This is a genomic window from Oceanobacillus salinisoli (assembly GCF_009733865.1).
Taxonomy (GTDB): domain Bacteria; phylum Bacillota; class Bacilli; order Bacillales; family Amphibacillaceae; genus Oceanobacillus; species Oceanobacillus salinisoli.
The window spans coordinates 1-16,944 of the sequence record NZ_WOFB01000021.1; the positions used below are offsets into that span (position 1 = coordinate 1).

General features: G+C 37.8%; 19 protein-coding genes, 1 pseudogene and 1 other annotated feature. Of the genes and pseudogenes, 1 reads left to right on the top strand and 19 read right to left on the bottom strand.

Annotated features, from left to right (window positions below; translation table 11 throughout):
* Window positions 1-292: 292 nt before the first annotated feature.
* Window positions 293-1,573 (bottom strand): annotated as a pseudogene (locus GMJ66_RS21240) (ArsB/NhaD family transporter).
* A gap of 128 nt (window positions 1,574-1,701) precedes the next feature.
* On the opposite strand from GMJ66_RS21240, the gene GMJ66_RS15225 reads away from it, so the two are divergent.
* Complete coding sequence (locus tag GMJ66_RS15225) at window positions 1,702-2,082, top strand: TIGR04086 family membrane protein (RefSeq protein ID WP_156291176.1); 381 nt, start codon at window positions 1,702-1,704, stop codon at window positions 2,080-2,082.
* A gap of 88 nt (window positions 2,083-2,170) precedes the next feature.
* Here the strand turns inward: GMJ66_RS15225 and yajC are convergent, their stop codons facing one another.
* The 18 genes from yajC to GMJ66_RS15315 all read right to left on the bottom strand — a co-directional run bounded on the left by yajC (window position 2,171) and on the right by GMJ66_RS15315 (window position 16,762).
* Complete coding sequence (gene yajC, locus GMJ66_RS15230) at window positions 2,171-2,437, bottom strand: preprotein translocase subunit YajC (protein ID WP_156291177.1); 267 nt, start codon at window positions 2,435-2,437, stop codon at window positions 2,171-2,173.
* A gap of 33 nt (window positions 2,438-2,470) precedes the next feature.
* Window positions 2,471-3,613: a tRNA guanosine(34) transglycosylase Tgt gene (gene tgt, locus GMJ66_RS15235; protein WP_156291178.1), complete on the bottom strand. Its 1,143-nt coding sequence runs from the start codon at window positions 3,611-3,613 to the stop codon at window positions 2,471-2,473.
* A gap of 16 nt (window positions 3,614-3,629) precedes the next feature.
* Window positions 3,630-4,655: a tRNA preQ1(34) S-adenosylmethionine ribosyltransferase-isomerase QueA gene (gene queA / locus GMJ66_RS15240; protein ID WP_156291179.1), complete on the bottom strand. Its 1,026-nt coding sequence runs from the start codon at window positions 4,653-4,655 to the stop codon at window positions 3,630-3,632.
* A 587-nt stretch (window positions 4,656-5,242) separates the two neighbouring features.
* A complete protein-coding gene (locus tag GMJ66_RS15245) occupies window positions 5,243-5,440 on the bottom strand; it encodes a DUF2905 domain-containing protein (RefSeq protein ID WP_156291180.1) in 198 nt (65 codons plus the stop codon).
* Window positions 5,437-6,441, bottom strand: coding sequence for a Holliday junction branch migration DNA helicase RuvB (ruvB, locus tag GMJ66_RS15250; protein ID WP_156291181.1), 1,005 nt, complete (start codon window positions 6,439-6,441; stop codon window positions 5,437-5,439). The genes GMJ66_RS15245 and ruvB overlap by 4 nt, the downstream gene beginning before the upstream one ends.
* A gap of 18 nt (window positions 6,442-6,459) precedes the next feature.
* Window positions 6,460-7,065, bottom strand: a complete 606-nt coding sequence (ruvA, locus tag GMJ66_RS15255) for a Holliday junction branch migration protein RuvA (RefSeq protein WP_156291182.1) — start codon at window positions 7,063-7,065, stop codon at window positions 6,460-6,462.
* A gap of 87 nt (window positions 7,066-7,152) precedes the next feature.
* Window positions 7,153-7,884: a YebC/PmpR family DNA-binding transcriptional regulator gene (locus GMJ66_RS15260; RefSeq protein WP_156291183.1), complete on the bottom strand. Its 732-nt coding sequence runs from the start codon at window positions 7,882-7,884 to the stop codon at window positions 7,153-7,155.
* Between the two features lie 86 nt (window positions 7,885-7,970).
* The gene (locus tag GMJ66_RS15265; protein ID WP_156291184.1) at window positions 7,971-8,546 is read right to left on the bottom strand and encodes a YhcN/YlaJ family sporulation lipoprotein; all 576 of its coding nucleotides are present in this window, start codon (window positions 8,544-8,546) and stop codon (window positions 7,971-7,973) included.
* 66 nt (window positions 8,547-8,612) lie between these two features.
* Window positions 8,613-9,356: an NAD(+) synthase gene (gene nadE / locus GMJ66_RS15270; RefSeq protein ID WP_156291185.1), complete on the bottom strand. Its 744-nt coding sequence runs from the start codon at window positions 9,354-9,356 to the stop codon at window positions 8,613-8,615.
* A 359-nt stretch (window positions 9,357-9,715) separates the two neighbouring features.
* Window positions 9,716-10,654 (bottom strand): SafA/ExsA family spore coat assembly protein, encoded by a 939-nt coding sequence (safA, locus tag GMJ66_RS15275; RefSeq protein WP_156291186.1) that lies wholly within the window; start codon window positions 10,652-10,654, stop codon window positions 9,716-9,718.
* A gap of 426 nt (window positions 10,655-11,080) precedes the next feature.
* Window positions 11,081-11,935, bottom strand: coding sequence for a prephenate dehydratase (gene pheA, locus GMJ66_RS15280; RefSeq protein WP_156291187.1), 855 nt, complete (start codon window positions 11,933-11,935; stop codon window positions 11,081-11,083).
* 40 nt (window positions 11,936-11,975) lie between these two features.
* Complete coding sequence (gene obgE, locus GMJ66_RS15285) at window positions 11,976-13,256, bottom strand: GTPase ObgE (RefSeq protein WP_156291188.1); 1,281 nt, start codon at window positions 13,254-13,256, stop codon at window positions 11,976-11,978.
* A 10-nt stretch (window positions 13,257-13,266) separates the two neighbouring features.
* On the bottom strand, window positions 13,267-13,800 hold the full coding sequence (locus GMJ66_RS15290) for a Spo0B domain-containing protein (RefSeq protein WP_156291189.1): 534 nt from the start codon (window positions 13,798-13,800) through the stop codon (window positions 13,267-13,269).
* Between the two features lie 231 nt (window positions 13,801-14,031).
* Entirely contained in the window at window positions 14,032-14,322 is a 291-nt protein-coding gene (rpmA, locus tag GMJ66_RS15295; protein WP_156291190.1) for a 50S ribosomal protein L27, read from the bottom strand.
* A gap of 1 nt (window position 14,323) precedes the next feature.
* Window positions 14,324-14,665 carry a ribosomal-processing cysteine protease Prp gene (locus GMJ66_RS15300; RefSeq protein WP_156291191.1) on the bottom strand — a complete coding sequence of 114 codons (342 nt, stop codon included), beginning with the start codon at window positions 14,663-14,665 and terminating at the stop codon, window positions 14,324-14,326.
* A gap of 12 nt (window positions 14,666-14,677) precedes the next feature.
* Window positions 14,678-14,986: a 50S ribosomal protein L21 gene (rplU, locus tag GMJ66_RS15305; protein WP_156291192.1), complete on the bottom strand. Its 309-nt coding sequence runs from the start codon at window positions 14,984-14,986 to the stop codon at window positions 14,678-14,680.
* A gap of 12 nt (window positions 14,987-14,998) precedes the next feature.
* Window positions 14,999-15,078 (bottom strand) — a sequence feature (ribosomal protein L21 leader region).
* 63 nt (window positions 15,079-15,141) lie between these two features.
* Window positions 15,142-16,008, bottom strand: a complete 867-nt coding sequence (locus tag GMJ66_RS15310) for a site-2 protease family protein (protein ID WP_156291193.1) — start codon at window positions 16,006-16,008, stop codon at window positions 15,142-15,144.
* A complete protein-coding gene (locus GMJ66_RS15315; RefSeq protein WP_156291194.1) occupies window positions 15,995-16,762 on the bottom strand; it encodes a M23 family metallopeptidase in 768 nt (255 codons plus the stop codon). The genes GMJ66_RS15310 and GMJ66_RS15315 overlap by 14 nt, the downstream gene beginning before the upstream one ends.
* Between the last annotated feature and the right edge of the window lie 182 nt (window positions 16,763-16,944).

Here is a 16,944-nt window from a genome sequence, read left to right on the forward strand (position 1 = left end):
AGCAGTTTTCTAAATATTCAAGTTTTTGTCACTAAATAGATAAAGTTCGACGTAACTGCGAGGCTAAAAAACAAAACTTACTAAAAAGGCCTTTTATGATCTTCCTTATAGTGAAATCATTCGCCTTTAGAGCGGAGCGTTTAAAATTGTGTTCCAGCCTTTAGATTAATGTATGAAAACTAATGGTTACTCATTAAAACGCATGGATTAATTTTCCATGCGTTTTAAAGTGCTATTACTATACTAATTACCTACTATTTTAGATGTGATAACCTTATTACATCTGTATACGTTATGGTGTTAAATAACGCACACAAATATAAACAGATGAAACAATTAGAGATAGGAAAACGATCGGAATTCCAAAGAACATGAAGCGATAAATGGTATTTTCTGTTTTGCCTTTTCAGCTTCTCCCGCTACAACAATATTTGCAGATGCACCTATAAGTGTCGCATTGCCACCTAAGCATGCCCCTAGTGCTAACGACCACCATATAGGTTCCAAGTTATCCATTCCTAAACTTTCAAATTCATGAATAACTGGAATCATGGCAGCAACAAAAGGAATATTGTCTACAATACCGGAAAACAGGCCAGATACCCATAAAATCAGCAACGCGGTAGAAGCTAAATTACCATCTGTACTCCCCATTATCCCTACAGCTAATTGATCAATGACTCCCACTTCTTCTAATCCACCTACTAATACAAAAAGGCCGATAAAAAAGAGCAAAGTCACCCATTCCACATTTGCAAATATACGTTCTGACCCTAACTCTTCATCGGTTAATAGCAGGAGCAGAACAGCTCCTGCTAAGGCAATAATAGTTAAATCCACATGCACTAAAGTATGTAAAACAAATCCAATAAGTGTTATACCTAGGACAGATAAGGATTTGTATAATAGCGGTGTTTTTTTTAGTAGGAACTCGCATCGATAAGCATTAGCTCCTCTTTATTTGACTGGTTTTGTAGAAGTAAGGTTTTATAATATACGAGAATGACTCCGAGCATAACTATGAACATTATGACTGCTACCGGGGCTAAATGGTTTAAAAAGGATAGAAGGTTCAGTTCATCTACCGCTTGTCCAATCATAATATTGGGAGGATCACCAATTAATGTTGTAGATCCGCCAATATTTGAACTAAAAATGATCACTATTAAATATGGAAAGGAAGGCAAATTTAATTGGAATGTTATTTTCAGTACAATTGGAACAAATATAAGTACAGTGGTTACATTATCTAAAAAAGCAGAGCCCAGCGCTGTTAACATACTAATTCCAATTAATAGTGGAATCGGTTTTCCGTGAACTTTCTGTGCAAAGCTAATAGCGATAAAAGTAAAAAAGCCTGTCTTTTCCGTAATCTGAATAAGTACCATCATTGAAAAAAGCAAAGCAATGGTATTCCAGTCAATATATCCCTGAAACACTTCAGAGGGAGATAAGATACCCGTAAGCAATAATAGAGTTCCACCTGCTAAAGCTACAACCACCCGGTTAATCCTATCTGCATGATAAAGAAATAACTTGTGACAAAGATTATTGCTGCTAGAATGACGTCCATGTTACCCTTCTTCCTTGTCCACTACTTATATCAATATGCAGCGAAATTTTAAATATTTTCTTCTATTTCTATATGGTGATGAATATGATTACTATAAGATGGACAAAGGTTAAGGAGGAGTACTATACATGAGAAAACAACTATTTCATGCACTCTTATTTGGTTGGATTGCCGTGCTGGGTTTAATTCTTATTTCCAGTGTCATTATTGCTTTTTTACTGCGTGTTACTTCTTTAGATGCAGATCTGCTTTCATGGATTGCATTGGTGATTGGAATACTTTCCTTATTCATTGGTGGGCTTATTACCGGTCTAAAAGGGAAAACAAAGGGATGGATAATAGGTTCGGTTACCGGAGTCGGCTTTACTGTTTTTACGTTCCTAGTACAATATCTAGGTTACCAGCAGGGATTTTCTCTGGAACAAACGCTTCACCACTTCGGATATATATTTGCAGCACTTGTAGGAGGGGTAATAGGAGTTAATATAATTGGTGATACAAGAGAATAACTGTTCAACATAATAAAGAAGCTGTCCAGGTAAATTTTCGGACAACTTCTTTTTCATTGCATATGTATGATCTCTACATATCAAATTACTAATCGTTTTGTTGCTTTACTTCACGTACTGCTGAACGGTCAAACGTAAGTTTCGTACCGTTCTCAGTAATTAGTACGATGGTCCCTTCGTCTAACGCATGAATCTTGCCATGAAAACCGCCAATTGTAATTACTTCATCACCTTTTTGCAGGTTCGTTTGCATTTCCTGAACTTTCTTCTGTCTCTTTTGCTGTGGACGAATAAGCAGGAAATAGAAAATAACAAACATTAAGATGATAGGCAATAATGAAACGATCATTTCCATTAGGTGTTCACTCCCTTTCATTTATATAAACTTTTAAAAGTTCTTTGCGTCTGGTTTATTCAAACCGTATTGCTCAAAGAATTCTTCTCTAAAGTCACCAAGTCGATCTTCGCTTATCGCAAATCGTACTTGCTCCATCAATTTTAACAGAAAATGCAGGTTATGATAAGTAGTAAGTCTGAATCCAAATGTTTCGTTACACTTAACGAGATGGCGAATATATGCACGAGTGTAATTTTTACAAACGTGGCAATCACAATTTTCGTCTATTGGCCGAAAATCACGTGCATACTTCGCGTTTCTTACAACCAATCGTCCAGTCGAGGTCATACAAGTTCCATTACGTGCGATTCTCGTTGGCAAAACACAGTCAAACATATCTATACCACGAATCGCGCCATCAATCAATGAATCTGGTGAACCAACTCCCATTAGGTAACGAGGCTTATTCGCTGGTAGCAAAGGAGTCGTAAACTCTAAGACACGATTCATCACGTCTTTAGGTTCACCTACAGAAAGACCACCTACTGCATACCCGGGAAAATCGAGGGAAATTAAATCTTTGGCACTTTGTTTTCTTAAATCTTCATATTCCCCACCTTGAACAATTCCAAACAATCCTTGAATATCTTTTCGCTGATGGGCCTGGAGACAACGTTCCGCCCAGCGTGATGTTCTTTCCACCGAAGCTTTCATATACTCATGTGTGGCCGGGTATGGTGGGCATTCATCAAATGCCATCATAATATCTGACCCAAGGGCATTTTGTATTTCCATTGCTTTTTCAGGTGACAAAAACAATTTATCGCCGCTCAAATGGTTTCGGAAATGTACGCCCTCTTCCTTAATTTCGCGCATATCACTTAAACTAAAAACTTGGAAACCACCTGAGTCTGTCAAAATGGCGCCATCCCAATTCATAAATTTATGTAATCCACCTGCTTCACGAATAATATCTTCTCCAGGTCTTAACCATAAATGATAGGTATTGGAAAGAATGATGTTGGCATTCATTTCTTTTAATTCCTCTGGACTCATTGTCTTAACGGTTGCCAATGTTCCAACAGGCATAAAGGTAGGGGTATCAAATGACCCATGTGGTGTGTGGACTCGTCCAAGTCTCGCACCCGTCTGTTTATCTGTTTTAATTAATTCATAGGTTATTGGTGTCGTCATATACATACGTCCTCTTCTAAATGATTAACATGGCATCTCCAAAACTGAAAAAACGATAACGTTCTTTTACAGCTTCATTATATGCCTTTAATATAGTTTCTCTATCTGCCAATGCACTGACAAGCATAATAAGTGTCGATTTTGGCAAATGAAAATTGGTAATTAAGCCGTCAATTGCTTTAAATTCATATGGAGGATAGATAAATATATCTGTCCATCCACTGGATTCCACAAATTCCCCATGATCTCTTGCGATCGTTTCAAGTGTCCTGGTCGAAGTTGTACCAACAGATATTATTCTACCACCATTTTCTTTAACTCTATTCAATGTTTCCGCTGTTTCCTTTGTCATTTGGAAAAATTCTGCATGCATTTCATGTTCCTCTATTTTATCGACACTAACCGGTCTGAATGTTCCAAGGCCAACATGTAATGTGATAAAAGCAATGGTAACTCCGATTTCTTTTATTTCTTCCAGTAATGCAGTTGTAAAATGAAGTCCTGCAGTTGGAGCAGCTGCGGAACCTTCCTCCTTTGCGTATACCGTCTGATACCGATCTTTTTCCGGTAATTGCTCTTTAATATACGGAGGCAGTGGCATTTCTCCAAGTTGGTCAAGTACCTCATAAAATATACCATCATAGGAAAACTCCAATATCCGTCCTCCATGGTCTTTATAACCGATGCACGTTGCTCTCAACAGACCGTTACCAAAGATGAGGACTGTACCTTCTTTTACCTTTTTAGCAGGTTTGGTGAGAACTTCCCATATATCTTTTTCTTGCTGATGCAGCAATAATACTTCTATTTTTGCACCTGTGTCTTCCTTCACCCCATACAACCTTGCAGGCAGCACTTTTGTATTATTCAATACAAGACAGTCTCCTGCTCTTAAAAACTTTTTCACATCTGTAAATTGCTGGTGTTTGATTTCTTTTGTTTCTTTATTTAAGACTAGCAGCCGTGACGACGTTCGATCTTTTAACGGCGTTTGTGCAATAAGTTCTTCAGGTAAGTTAAAATCAAAATCTTCAATATTCATCATGAATCTCCTAACTTTCCAATAGCGGTTGCTAAAATCTTTTCGCAAAATTTGTTGTTATGGAATGGGTATAAACTAATGACTAAGTATGTGCACTGCCCGATTCCGCTCCGGGCAGTGGCGCACCTTAGGGCACGGCTTCAGCCTCCTCGCGGAAAACCGCCGCTGCTCAGGTCTAGACACGTGCTCTTCCCGAAGGAGTCGATTGCCCTCCGCTCCAATCAACCATCTTAATAGTGATAAGTATTCTAAAATTTACTTAGCAAAATAAAATGTTAGAAATATAAAAGCTCAAAACCAGCGAGGGAAATACACGGGGACTCCTTCGGGAAAAGTGGCATCGGTAAGACCCCTAAAGACGCGTTAGCACGAGGAGGCTCACCAGCGGCCCTAAGGTACTCGTAGTGTTTTCCGTAGCGATAGTATTATCTCAAATTAAACTATTTGCAATTTATATAAAAAATTAATAACGTTTTCCTGTAATAATCAACAAATCTTTTCGGTAGGTCGAGTTACCGTGCTCCCTATCCTTTAGAAAACAGGGTTGTTAAAAAAGCAATGGAAAAAGCATTTTTTAGCAAGCACTTTTAACGAAATCGACCAATTATCGTAAAAATAATAGTAAGTATAATACTGATAACAATGGATGTTACGATTGGAAAATGAAAGGATACATTTCCTACTTTAAAACTAATATCTCCCGGCAATCTCCCTATAAAACTCCAAATCATGCCAATAACAAGGAAAATGATACCTAATACAATAAAAAGCTTTCCCAAATTCATTCATCCTCATACCCTTTCATACCAAAATGTTGATATGCTTTTGGAGTGACAACTCTCCCTCTCGGTGTTCGTTGTATAAAACCTATTTGCAGCAAATAAGGTTCGTATACATCTTCAATCGTTTGGGATTCCTCACCAATAGTTGCTGCAATGGTATCTAGGCCTACAGGACCACCCCGGAACCCTTCGATCATCCCTTTTAATAATTTATGATCCGTATGATCTAACCCAACATCATCCACTTGGAGCATTTTCAAAGCTTCATTGGTTGTCGCTAAACTAATTTTCTCTTCCCCTTTTACTTGGGAAATGTCACGAATGCGTTTTAACAGTCGGTTAGCGATGCGCGGAGTACCTCTGGATCTGCGGGCTACTTCAAGTGCCGCTTCCTTTGTAATCGATGTTTCAAATATTTCCGCTGTCCGTTCCACAATAGATCGTAAATCCTTTGTTTCATAAAATTCCAATCGGCTTAGTACTCCGAAGCGATCTCTAAGCGGTGCTGATAGTAAGCCGGCTCTCGTTGTGGCACCCACTAATGTAAATGGCGGCAAATCTATTCGTACCGACCTGGCACTAGGACCTGTACCAATAACAATATCCAGAAAGAAATCTTCCATCGCCGGATACAATACTTCTTCAACGGTTCTTGGTAAACGGTGAATCTCATCAATAAATAATACATCACCCGGTTCCAATGAAGACAAAATAGCTGCTAAATCTCCTGCTCGCTCAATAGCTGGGCCTGATGTAGAGCGGAAATGAACACCCATTTCATTTGCGATAATTGCCGCTAATGTTGTCTTCCCTAGACCTGGTGGTCCGTATAGTAACACATGGTCCAATGGTTCTTCGCGCATTTTGGCTGCCTGAATAAATATTTTTAAGTTATCTTTCACTTTATCCTGACCAATATACTGATTTAAATTAATGGGACGAAGACTTTGCTCCATTGATCTATCATTATCCTGCAGTTCACCTGTAACCATTCTATCATCCACGCGAGATTTCCTCCTCTCTTATTTTTTCATGAATAATGCTAGTGCTTTTCTAACCATCCCATCAATATCCTGGTCAGATTGTTTTTTAAGTTCAGGAAGGATGGATTTGATTTCTTTTTCCGTATATCCTAGTGATTTTAAAGCCTCCTGCACTTCACTCAATACTTGATTATTTATTTTATTTTCTTTCGTATCCTGCTCAGCATCTGGTCCAATGGAGAATGAAACATTCAGTTTTCCTTTTAAATCTAAAATAATTTGTCTAGCAGTCTTTTTGCCTACACCGGGAAAGCTGGTTAAAAATTTATCATCCTCACGCTCTATTGCACCGACAAACTCCTGAATATCCACAGATCCTAAGATTGACAGAGCTCCTTTAGGACCAATACCCGAAACGGAAATTAATTTGGTAAACAAATATTTCTCATCCTCATTCTTAAAGCCATATAGCACTTGCATATCTTCGCGGACATAATGAAAGGTATGAATTAGTATTTCTTTATTTATGTATGTTTGAAAGGCAAATGGATTCGCACAAATTAATTCATATCCAACCCCTTGTACATCGATAACTACCGACTCATCCTGTACCAATGCTACATTCCCTCTTATATAAGCAATCATGTAATCTCTCTCCTATTCCATTCTATCATGATTTATCATAATAGAATAAACTTCTATTTCCAGTTAGAAATAGAAGTTTACTCGTTCTTATTCACTTTCCTCCAGGTTGTGGTGAATATCTTGTACATCTTCATTTTCTTCCAGTGCTTCTAAAAGATTTTGCATTTTCGTCGCATCTTCTTCAGAAACACTGTTGTAGTTTTGAGGAATTAACGTAACTTCACTGTCGGCAATGGTATATCCTGACTCTGTTAAGTGATCTACAACTGGTTGGAAGTTTTCTGGTTCTGCAAAAACTTCATATGCCCCCTCTTGTGTAACGATATCTTCTGCCCCTGCTTCAAGCACCTCAAGTGTTAATTCATCTTCATCCACATTACCTTCTTCATTGGAAACGATGATATAACCTTTACGATCAAACATGAAAGATACACTGCCATTTTCACCAAGATTTCCGCCATTCTTCTTAAACGCATGTCTTATATCTGATGCCGTACGGTTTTTATTATCTGTTAGTACATTTACAATAACAGCAACACCACCAGGACCATAGCCCTCATAAGTAAGTTCTTCGAAGTTTGCACCATCAAGGTCACCTGTTGCTTTTTTTATATTACGATCGATATTATCATTAGGCATATTATCTGCCTTAGCTTTTTCCACTGCAGTTCTTAGTGCCGCATTCGTTGCAATATCGCCACCGCCCTGTTTAGCCGCAGTATATATATCTTTTGCATGACGCATAAAGATTTTACCCTTTTTAGCATCTTGAGCATTTTTTCTTTTTTGTATATTTTTCCATTTAGAATGACCAGCCATCGGGCATTCTCCTCTCTCGAAATTTCCTTTTTTACTATAACAAAAAATACACATATATAAAAGTAAAACCTTTGCGGATGCAAAGGTCAATCATTTTGATTTATAAGATTTTCAAACAGTTCCTCGATATTTTCTCCATTTTCACTTGCTTTCGTACGTGCATGTAAATTTTTTAGGCGATCCCACTGAATGTCGTCAGTATAAACAACAATTTCCTTGTCTGTATTTGGAACAATTTGTCTAACCCGCCCTTCAATATCACGAACAACAGGTGCAACATCTTGATTAAAATGTTCTCTTAACATGACAGCGACGATAATACGGTCATCCGTAGATGCTACCTGTGCTTGAACAATATCTCTCTCCTTTTTCAATTCACTGGATATCATTTCTGTTTCCTCATTCGTAAAGGGATCCGTGTAGCCATTTTCATTATCACCTGCATTGACACCTGGCTGCTGTGTCTGAGGATAACCACCTTGCTCTCCTATTGATTGATTCTCTATCCCGATTCGTTGGTTATGTTCTTGTCGTGTATCATAATGAATAGGTTGAGTTTGATTGTTAGTTGAATTATTTTGTGTATGATTATCTGCATTGGTACATCCAATCATAACGATGGACAATACTGCAAAGATAAATGTTGATTTCACGTTATACATAAAACAACCTCCCTTATGAGTAGTTTGTTTGAAGGGAAGTTGTTTTACACAGTAAATTTAAGGAAATTAACTTTTTCTTTTATATTGAGGTAATGGATCACGTTTATGTGCAGAACGCTTGTGCAATAATTCAATAATATCCTTGTCTTTTTCGGGAATTTCTTCCCCTCCCAGATATGCATCAATCCGGTCATAGGTTGTTCCCATTTCTTTCTCATCTGTTTGATCTTCCCAAAGGTCTGCGCTTGGTGCTTTTGTGATTACCTCTTCCGGAACATCTAAATACTTCGCCAATTCACGTACCTCAGATTTTGTAAAATCCACAATTGGAAGAATATCAACACCGCCATCACCATATTTTGTAAAGTAGCCTGTATACCATTCAGCAGCATTATCTGTCCCCACTACAAGATAATTGTAGTTCGTTGCTACCGTATATAGGGCACTCATTCGCAATCTTGCACGCAAATTAGCACCAGCTAACTGGTCGGTCGATTCATTAAATTCATTTTTACCTTTTAACTGGTCTTGAATATATGAATACATAACGTTATGAGATTCTGTTAAATCCAGTGTTAATGAATCAATTCCACATTTCTCAATTACTTTTTGACTATCTGTCATATGCTCTGGCTTTGTATAGATTGGAAGTAAAACACCCAAAGAATTTTCAGGGGCTGCACGTTTAATCAGATTTGCTACAACTGCAGAATCAATCCCCCCACTCACACCAACGACAAATCCTTTAGCACCTGACTGCTTTAATTGCTGTCGCAGCCACTCTACAATTGCTTCCACTTGCTTTTCCATTTTATCCCCCCTTATGTAAGGTAAACTAACATAGCGTATTATAGATAATTTTACCATTAAATGAATATATTACAAAAATTTTTTTATGTCAAAATCATTTCTTCGTTAATATGTGCGGACATCCTTTTAAATATACACGACAAAACTTGCTCTGTCGCTATTCACTGCCTACATGATCAGCTTTGCAAAAAGTTAGAAAAACTCGCATTCGCTCGTCCTTTAGCGAATGTGTTAGTTTTTCTTATACTTGGTACATTGAAATTTTAACTACGTCGAATCCTCTTCATGCTAAAATTTTATACTTTCCTAACGTGCAAAAAATAAAAGAGACGCAAACTGGACGTCTCTTTTCCTGTTAATTATTTATTTTCATCTTCGTTTTTTTCCTCACCATCTTCATCTCTCTGCAAAGCGGAAAAGTTAGGATAAGATGGAGGAGTAGGATAATCAAATGCCGAATCCGTATTAGCTGCAGGGTATGGAGTTGGATACATCTGAGCCCCCATAAAAGGATCGGTATTTAACATTGGCTGGTAGCTGCTAAAGTTCTGTGTTGGATAGTAATCGGCCGGTGCGGTCATTGCTGGCGCTTGAGACGATGTTCCTCCACAACCACAATCATCTACTGCCAGCTGTGCTGGTAATGCTGGTTGCTGGGGTGCTGGTGGCATAAATGTATCTGGCATCATCATCGGATGCGGCATTGGCGGATGACACGGATGTACATAGAAACAACATGGCATCATAGGTGGCATCGGCTGAATCATTGGCTGGTGTACTGGTGCGTGTACTGGAGGCTGGTACATCGGTTGTTTCGGTGGATATGGTTTGTGTGATGGCTGTTTTTTAACTGGTTCTTTCACTTCTTTTTTTACCTTTTCTTTTTTAGGTTCTTCTTTCGCCTTTGGTTTTGGGTAGCTCGGCATTTGCGGAAAATTAAATTCGAAATCAAAATCCTGGTCAATGATAGGCATTTGCATAATCTGTTGTGTCGGCATTTTTGGCGGCTGAACTGGCATTTCAGGTTTTACTATTTTTTTCTTTTCTTTATCGTCTTCATGGATGACAGGCATTGGTTTTGGACTGACATCTTTGTAAGGTTTCTTTATTTCTTTCTGTGCTTGCGTTTCCTTTTTAACTGCTTTTGCTGTACTTGGTATTTTAATTTTCATACCTGGCATAATCATATCCGGACTAGCCAAGTGGGAATTCACTTGCTTTAATTCTTCAAAATCGACACCGTATTGTTTGGACAGCTCCCATAGTGTGTCTCCCTTTTGAACAACGTGTATCTTCAAAACGAACCATACTCCTTTCATTTTTATAACTGGGCTAATTACTATATCAACATATGCAGGAAAAATAAAAATGTTGACCAATTGTATGATAATCTAAAAAAGAATTAGAAAAAGTCGTATTAACTTTTTGTATAGTGAATGAGTTTGTTTTAAATTTTTGCTATAACTATTTCAACTTAGCTTAAATGTTACACTGTACTAACGCGTTAAAAAATGAGGCTGCGAGAAAAGAGTTTTAGTTAAAAAAATCCGAACCATAATTCAAAATTCTTCAGTTAGAATTTGAATTGGTTCGGATTTTCACTTCTTATACTGGTTTCTAAAAGATTGTGCCTGTAGTTACCCGTCCCACCGAAGAGATGTCTTGCTTTTCTTACCAAATACATAAACTGCGAACTAGTATTGTGCAACGTTGATTACATATTTCTATAATTGCATATGATAAACCGGATAGGTTCCCAAAAGCGTAACATTACAGCCCAATGCTTCCAGTTCCGCTTTCACTCCAGGAAATAAGACATCATCATATTGCTGTTCTACATCAACGACAAAGAAATAATTACCCAGACCAGTTTTAGTTGGGCGTGATTCAATTTTAGATAAATTCATTTTTCGCCATGCAAATGCAGATAAAATTTGATGCAGGGCACCAGGCTCATCATCAGGCAAGGTAATTAATAAACTCGTCTTTTCCCCTTGCATGTTATGTTTAATCTTCAATAATTCTTTATTTTTTGTAAGTACAACAAATCTCGTATGATTGTTAGGGTAATCGTGAATATTCTCCTTTAGAATTTGCAGCTGATATTCACTTGCAGCTAGGCGATTGCCAATTGCTGCAATAGGTTTTTCACCATTGTCACTAACAAGCTCTGCTGCTTTCCCAGTCGACGAAGAATAGTGAATCGACGCATCAGGCAAGTACTTATGAATAAACTGGTGACATTGTGCAATAGCATGACTGTGTGAGTGAATTTCTTTAATATCAGAGTACTCACCAGAAAAATTGGGATGTACTAATAAGTGCTGCTGAATCGGAACAACAATTTCAGCCATTACCGGTAGTCTTACTTGATGAACAAGATAGTCAACCGTTAACTGAACGGTACCTTCAATCGCATTCTCCAAAGGCACCACACCGATATCAATTGACCCATCTTTGACTGCATCAATACACTCTGGAATCGTGTTGAAACTTACTTTTTCTTCTCCATTAAAAGCAGAATCAACTGCTAGTTTTGTAAATGTTCCCCTTGGTCCTAAATATCCAATTGTAGTCAAAAAGCTTCCCCCTCATCACTATCAAAAGCATTAATCTTATCTATTCAATGAATTCAAATTCAAAATCAAGTAATCGAATGATGTCTCCATCTTTTGCCCCACGTTGTCTGAGTGCATCATCCACTCCCATCGTGCGGAGCTGACGAGAAAAGCGCTGTACAGCTTCATCCCGTGCAAAATCGGTCATCTTAAACAGTTTTTCTATTTTAGTACCTGATAAAACATAAGCACCGTCATCATCTCTCGAAATTTGGAATGGATCCTCTTCTTTTTGATAACGATAAACCACTTCTTTTTCCGTCTCTTCGATATCCGGTGCAGCTTTCGGAATCATCTCTAATCTATCTGCAACAGCAAAAAGAATCTCCCGCACTCCTTCTTTTGTCAGTGCAGAAATTTCATAAACAGGAATATCTTCTTCCAATTTCTCTTTAAACTGTTTTAAATTTTCTTTTGCACCAGGCATGTCCATTTTGTTTGCTGCGATAATTTGTGGTCGCTTTAATAAGCTGGAATCATACTCATTTAGTTCATTATTGATTTTTTTATAATCCTCGTATGGGTCTCTGCCTTCCATACTTGCCATATCAATTACATGAACAATTAATCTTGTGCGCTCAACATGACGAAGAAATTGATGGCCTAAACCAACTCCCTCATGTGCACCTTCAATCAAACCAGGTAAATCTGCCATCACAAAACTTCGGTGGTCTTCCGTTTCCACTACACCGAGGTTCGGGGATAACGTTGTGAAATGGTAGTCAGCAATCTTCGGTTTTGCAGCACTGACTACGGAAATAAATGTGGACTTACCGACACTTGGGAATCCTACCAGGCCAACATCTGCAATCACTTTTAATTCTACTTTTATATTGCGCTCCTCTCCTGGTTCCCCGTTTTCCGCAAATTCCGGGGCTGGATTTCTTGGTGTTGCAAATCGCGAGTTGCCTCGACCGCCCCGACCACCTCGCACAATAACTGCACGTTGACCGTGTGCAGTTAAATCAGCAATCATTTCTTCTGTTTCTTCATCATAAACAGTTGTACCCGGTGGAACAGGAATGACTAATGGATCCGCATTTCTCCCATGCTGATTCTTACTCATTCCGTTTTCACCGCGTTTTCCTTTAAAATGACGATTATATCGAAAATCCATTAAAGTATTAAGCCCTTCATCTACCTCAAATACAATGTCTGCACCATTTCCTCCGTCCCCTCCTGCTGGGCCACCCTTAGGAACATATTTCTCTCTCCGGTATGCAACAAGCCCGTTTCCACCATCTCCAGCTTTCACATACACACGTACCTGATCTACAAACATTTAATTCACCTCACTCTTTCCTTGGTACTAGAATACGACAAACCATTCCATCCTCTTGATTTATTACTTCAATACGTGCATCTTTATTTTCCTCATTAATATTCAAAGTATGAACCTCATCCAGCAATCCGTTGATAATTAATAAGACCTCCACTGTATATGTTTCTTCCTTATCATTGATAGTCAATTCTACGTCATATAGCTCAGATGGGTCACCTATTTTCTCGCAGTAATCCATAATCTGCTTGCATTTCATATATAACACGTTATCCAGATTCTGTAGCGATTGATTATCAATATGTATATTATACGTCATACGAAAATTATCATAGGCGTGATTAAATTGAATGAGCCATAAAATTAATTTTGGTGACTGCAAACTAATTAATTTCCGCTCTTCATTAAAATGAGAAAATAATTCATCCATCTTATCTTGCGCTTTATTTATTTTACCCATATTAAGGTAACCATGTACAAGCTGAAGTTTATTCATTAAGTCATGACGATAATGCTGCAGCAATCGAACGACTTCCAGATCTTCCATATTTTCTCCTCCCCATTACTATGAAAGTATAGCAGAAATGCTAGGAAAGTCCATTTAAAAACAAAAACAATCCATGATCATGGCTACTAAAAGCACACTTATACTCTTTTTAGAAAAATCCGCATAACTCATCTTTTATCAAATGAGTTCGTTTTTCTTATACTTTCCTAACGTGGAGCAAAAGTAAAAAACTCCAGCCAATTGGTTGACTGGAGTTTTTTTCTATATTACTTATGCTTCTTGAGCAACTGGGTAAACACTAACTTTTTTACGTTCACGGCCATAACGTTCGAATTTCACAACACCGTCAACTTTAGCAAAAAGCGTGTCATCACCACCGCGGCCTACGTTTTCACCTGGGTAAATTTTAGTACCACGCTGACGGTATAAAATTGATCCACCAGATACGAATTGTCCATCCGCACGTTTTGAACCTAAGCGTTTTGCTTCAGAATCACGGCCGTTTTTTGTGCTACCAGCACCTTTTTTCTGTGAGAAAAATTGTAAATCTAGACGTAACATCCTATTTCACCTCCTGATTATCTTTTATTTGAATGAACTGACCATACTCCAGTTCAATTGATTTCAAGGAAATAAGCATTCCTTCAAATAAGAGCTGAACTTTGTCCATTAAACGAGTATCAAGCGGTTCAGGGATGGTAACGTATAAATAGCCACCATCAGATCCTTGCTCTACACCTAATTCCAAGTCACATAATTCCATCACTGCATTAACAGCACCAATAGATACTGCCGACACACCTGCACATACTAAATCATAGCCGTATGGACCACTATCAGCATGACCAGACATTGTAAATGCGGTAATTTGATTGTTTGACCGGTACACAGTTACCTGAATCATATGCTTATATCCTTACGCATTAATTTTTTCAATTACTAATTTTGTATAAGGTTGACGATGACCTTGTTTACGGTGATAGTTTTTCTTCGGTTTGAATTTAACAACTGTAACTTTCTTTCTGCGACCTTGTTTTTCAACTTTGGCAGTTACAGTAGCACCTTCAACATACGGAGATCCAACCTTAACATCGTCTCCACCTACGAAAAGAACTTTATCAAATGTTACAGATTCGTTTTGATCAGCAGCAATTTTTTCTACGTAAATTTCCTGGCCTTCTTCAACTTTTACCTGTTTTCCACCTGTTTCGATAATTGCGTACATCCTTGCACCTCCTTAATCACTCAGACTCGCCATGCAGGTACTCTATTTACTTAGAGTTTATAAAAACCTGTTTTGCGCGGTTGTAGCACTGGTGCTACTTCGTATAACATAATGATGTTATCATCTATTCATCCCTTTGTCAAGGGCATGTCAAATTAATGAATATTATTGACAAAAACCTCTCCTATCGGCTGATTATACTGTTTTTTATAAAAGAAGGAATACAAACAATCATTTTCATCTATAACCATACGTTGTCTATCAGAATTAGTAATGTAAATGGAATGCTTTCTTCCCCGTCTAAATTGGGAAAATACATCCATTATCGTAGAATCAGACGAAACACGGATAGGCTGTATTTTAGAAGCATGGGATGCTCCTTCATATCGATGGAGGAGAAAACGCATAAACACGTAATACCTTTGTTTCCATTCCCTTCTATTTTCCATCAATAGAAAAATCATAATCAACATTGTACTCAATGTAAAAGAGTATACAGCAATTTGCAAAATAAGAAAACTGATACTTAATAAAACAGAAGAGATAATAACTGAATAGTGTGCTTTTTTATATGGTAAAAACTTAGAAAGCATTAATAATAATAGCTTACCGCCATCCAACGGCCAAATTGGGAGTAAATTAAATAAGAGAATAACAGAGTTATAATGTATGGCTGTTTCTATCATACTAGATGGTATGAATGTTAGAAAAGACAAAAAAAATAGAAGCAGGTGAATAATTACATGCTGAAATGGTCCTGCTATCGTCACCAGCGCTTCTTCTTTTATTGGACGGTTACCATGTTCATCCGTGTCTAATACACCGCCAAATACCCATAGCATAATACCATTAATTCGCCATTTAAAATGCCTTGCCATAACATAATGACCGAGCTCATGGATGAAAACAATGGTCAAAATGATGGCGAGTTCCAAAAATGTACCTGTGATAAAAGAAATAAATATAAATATTAATAATATTGGATGAATGTGTATTTTTGGAAAAACATTATGGCTGTTCATCAACTTGAATCACCTGAACAGGATCGATAAATTCATTATCTTTTTCGATTGAAAAATACACCGTTTGGCTATCAGCAGTTGGCTGGAACGTGCCTAATGGCTGGTTATTGGTCACAAATTGATAAAGGTGAACATCAATATCACTTAAATGACCATAGCTCGAAGTCGTTCCATCGGCATGTTGAACAATGACCGTTTTTTCCGTCTCGCGATCATTCCCAGCAAAAATGACAATGCCTTCGCGAAGAGCAGAAACTTCCGTTGTTTCACCTGGTGTAATCATAATTCCCTTTCCATTCGAATGAAAAGATTCTGTAATGCTTCCACTGACTGGAAGTGCTAAGGATTCACTTCTATTGCCTGATTCTACTTGTTCAGGGGAAAAGGCCATGGGGTTACCGAATGTTTCACGATACCACTGATTCACCTGTGCAAAAGGAAATTCGTTTGTTAAGACACTGCTCGTCCATTCTTTAGGCGTCTCCAACACTTGTGAATCACTTTGATAAAGCAATGCTGTACCTAAAAATAACATCACCGACAACATTCCCTTTAACACAATTCCTGTAACCATACTGCCATTTCTTTCGCTTGGAGTCATTTCCTCCGCGAAAAAAGGATAATACCCATGCTTCTCTTCTTCTTGGGGGAGTGCTGGATAGATTTTTCTCATTTCATTGTCGTTTGTAATAGACCCCCGCATTTTCTTTCGTCTTTCGATTGATTTTCGTACTTTTTTAACGCCTTTATCCATTGTCCTCACTATCCTTCGCAAACATTTGTACAAGTATATGTGACAAGAAGCAGACATATGAATACAAAAACATGAGTTAAAGAAGGAAAAGCTAAAAACAGAAGCTGCAACATTACAAAACACTCCGTTCTTAAAGCAAAGGATTTCACGATGATTTTCGTAAGTTTCGCAATTCTAACAGC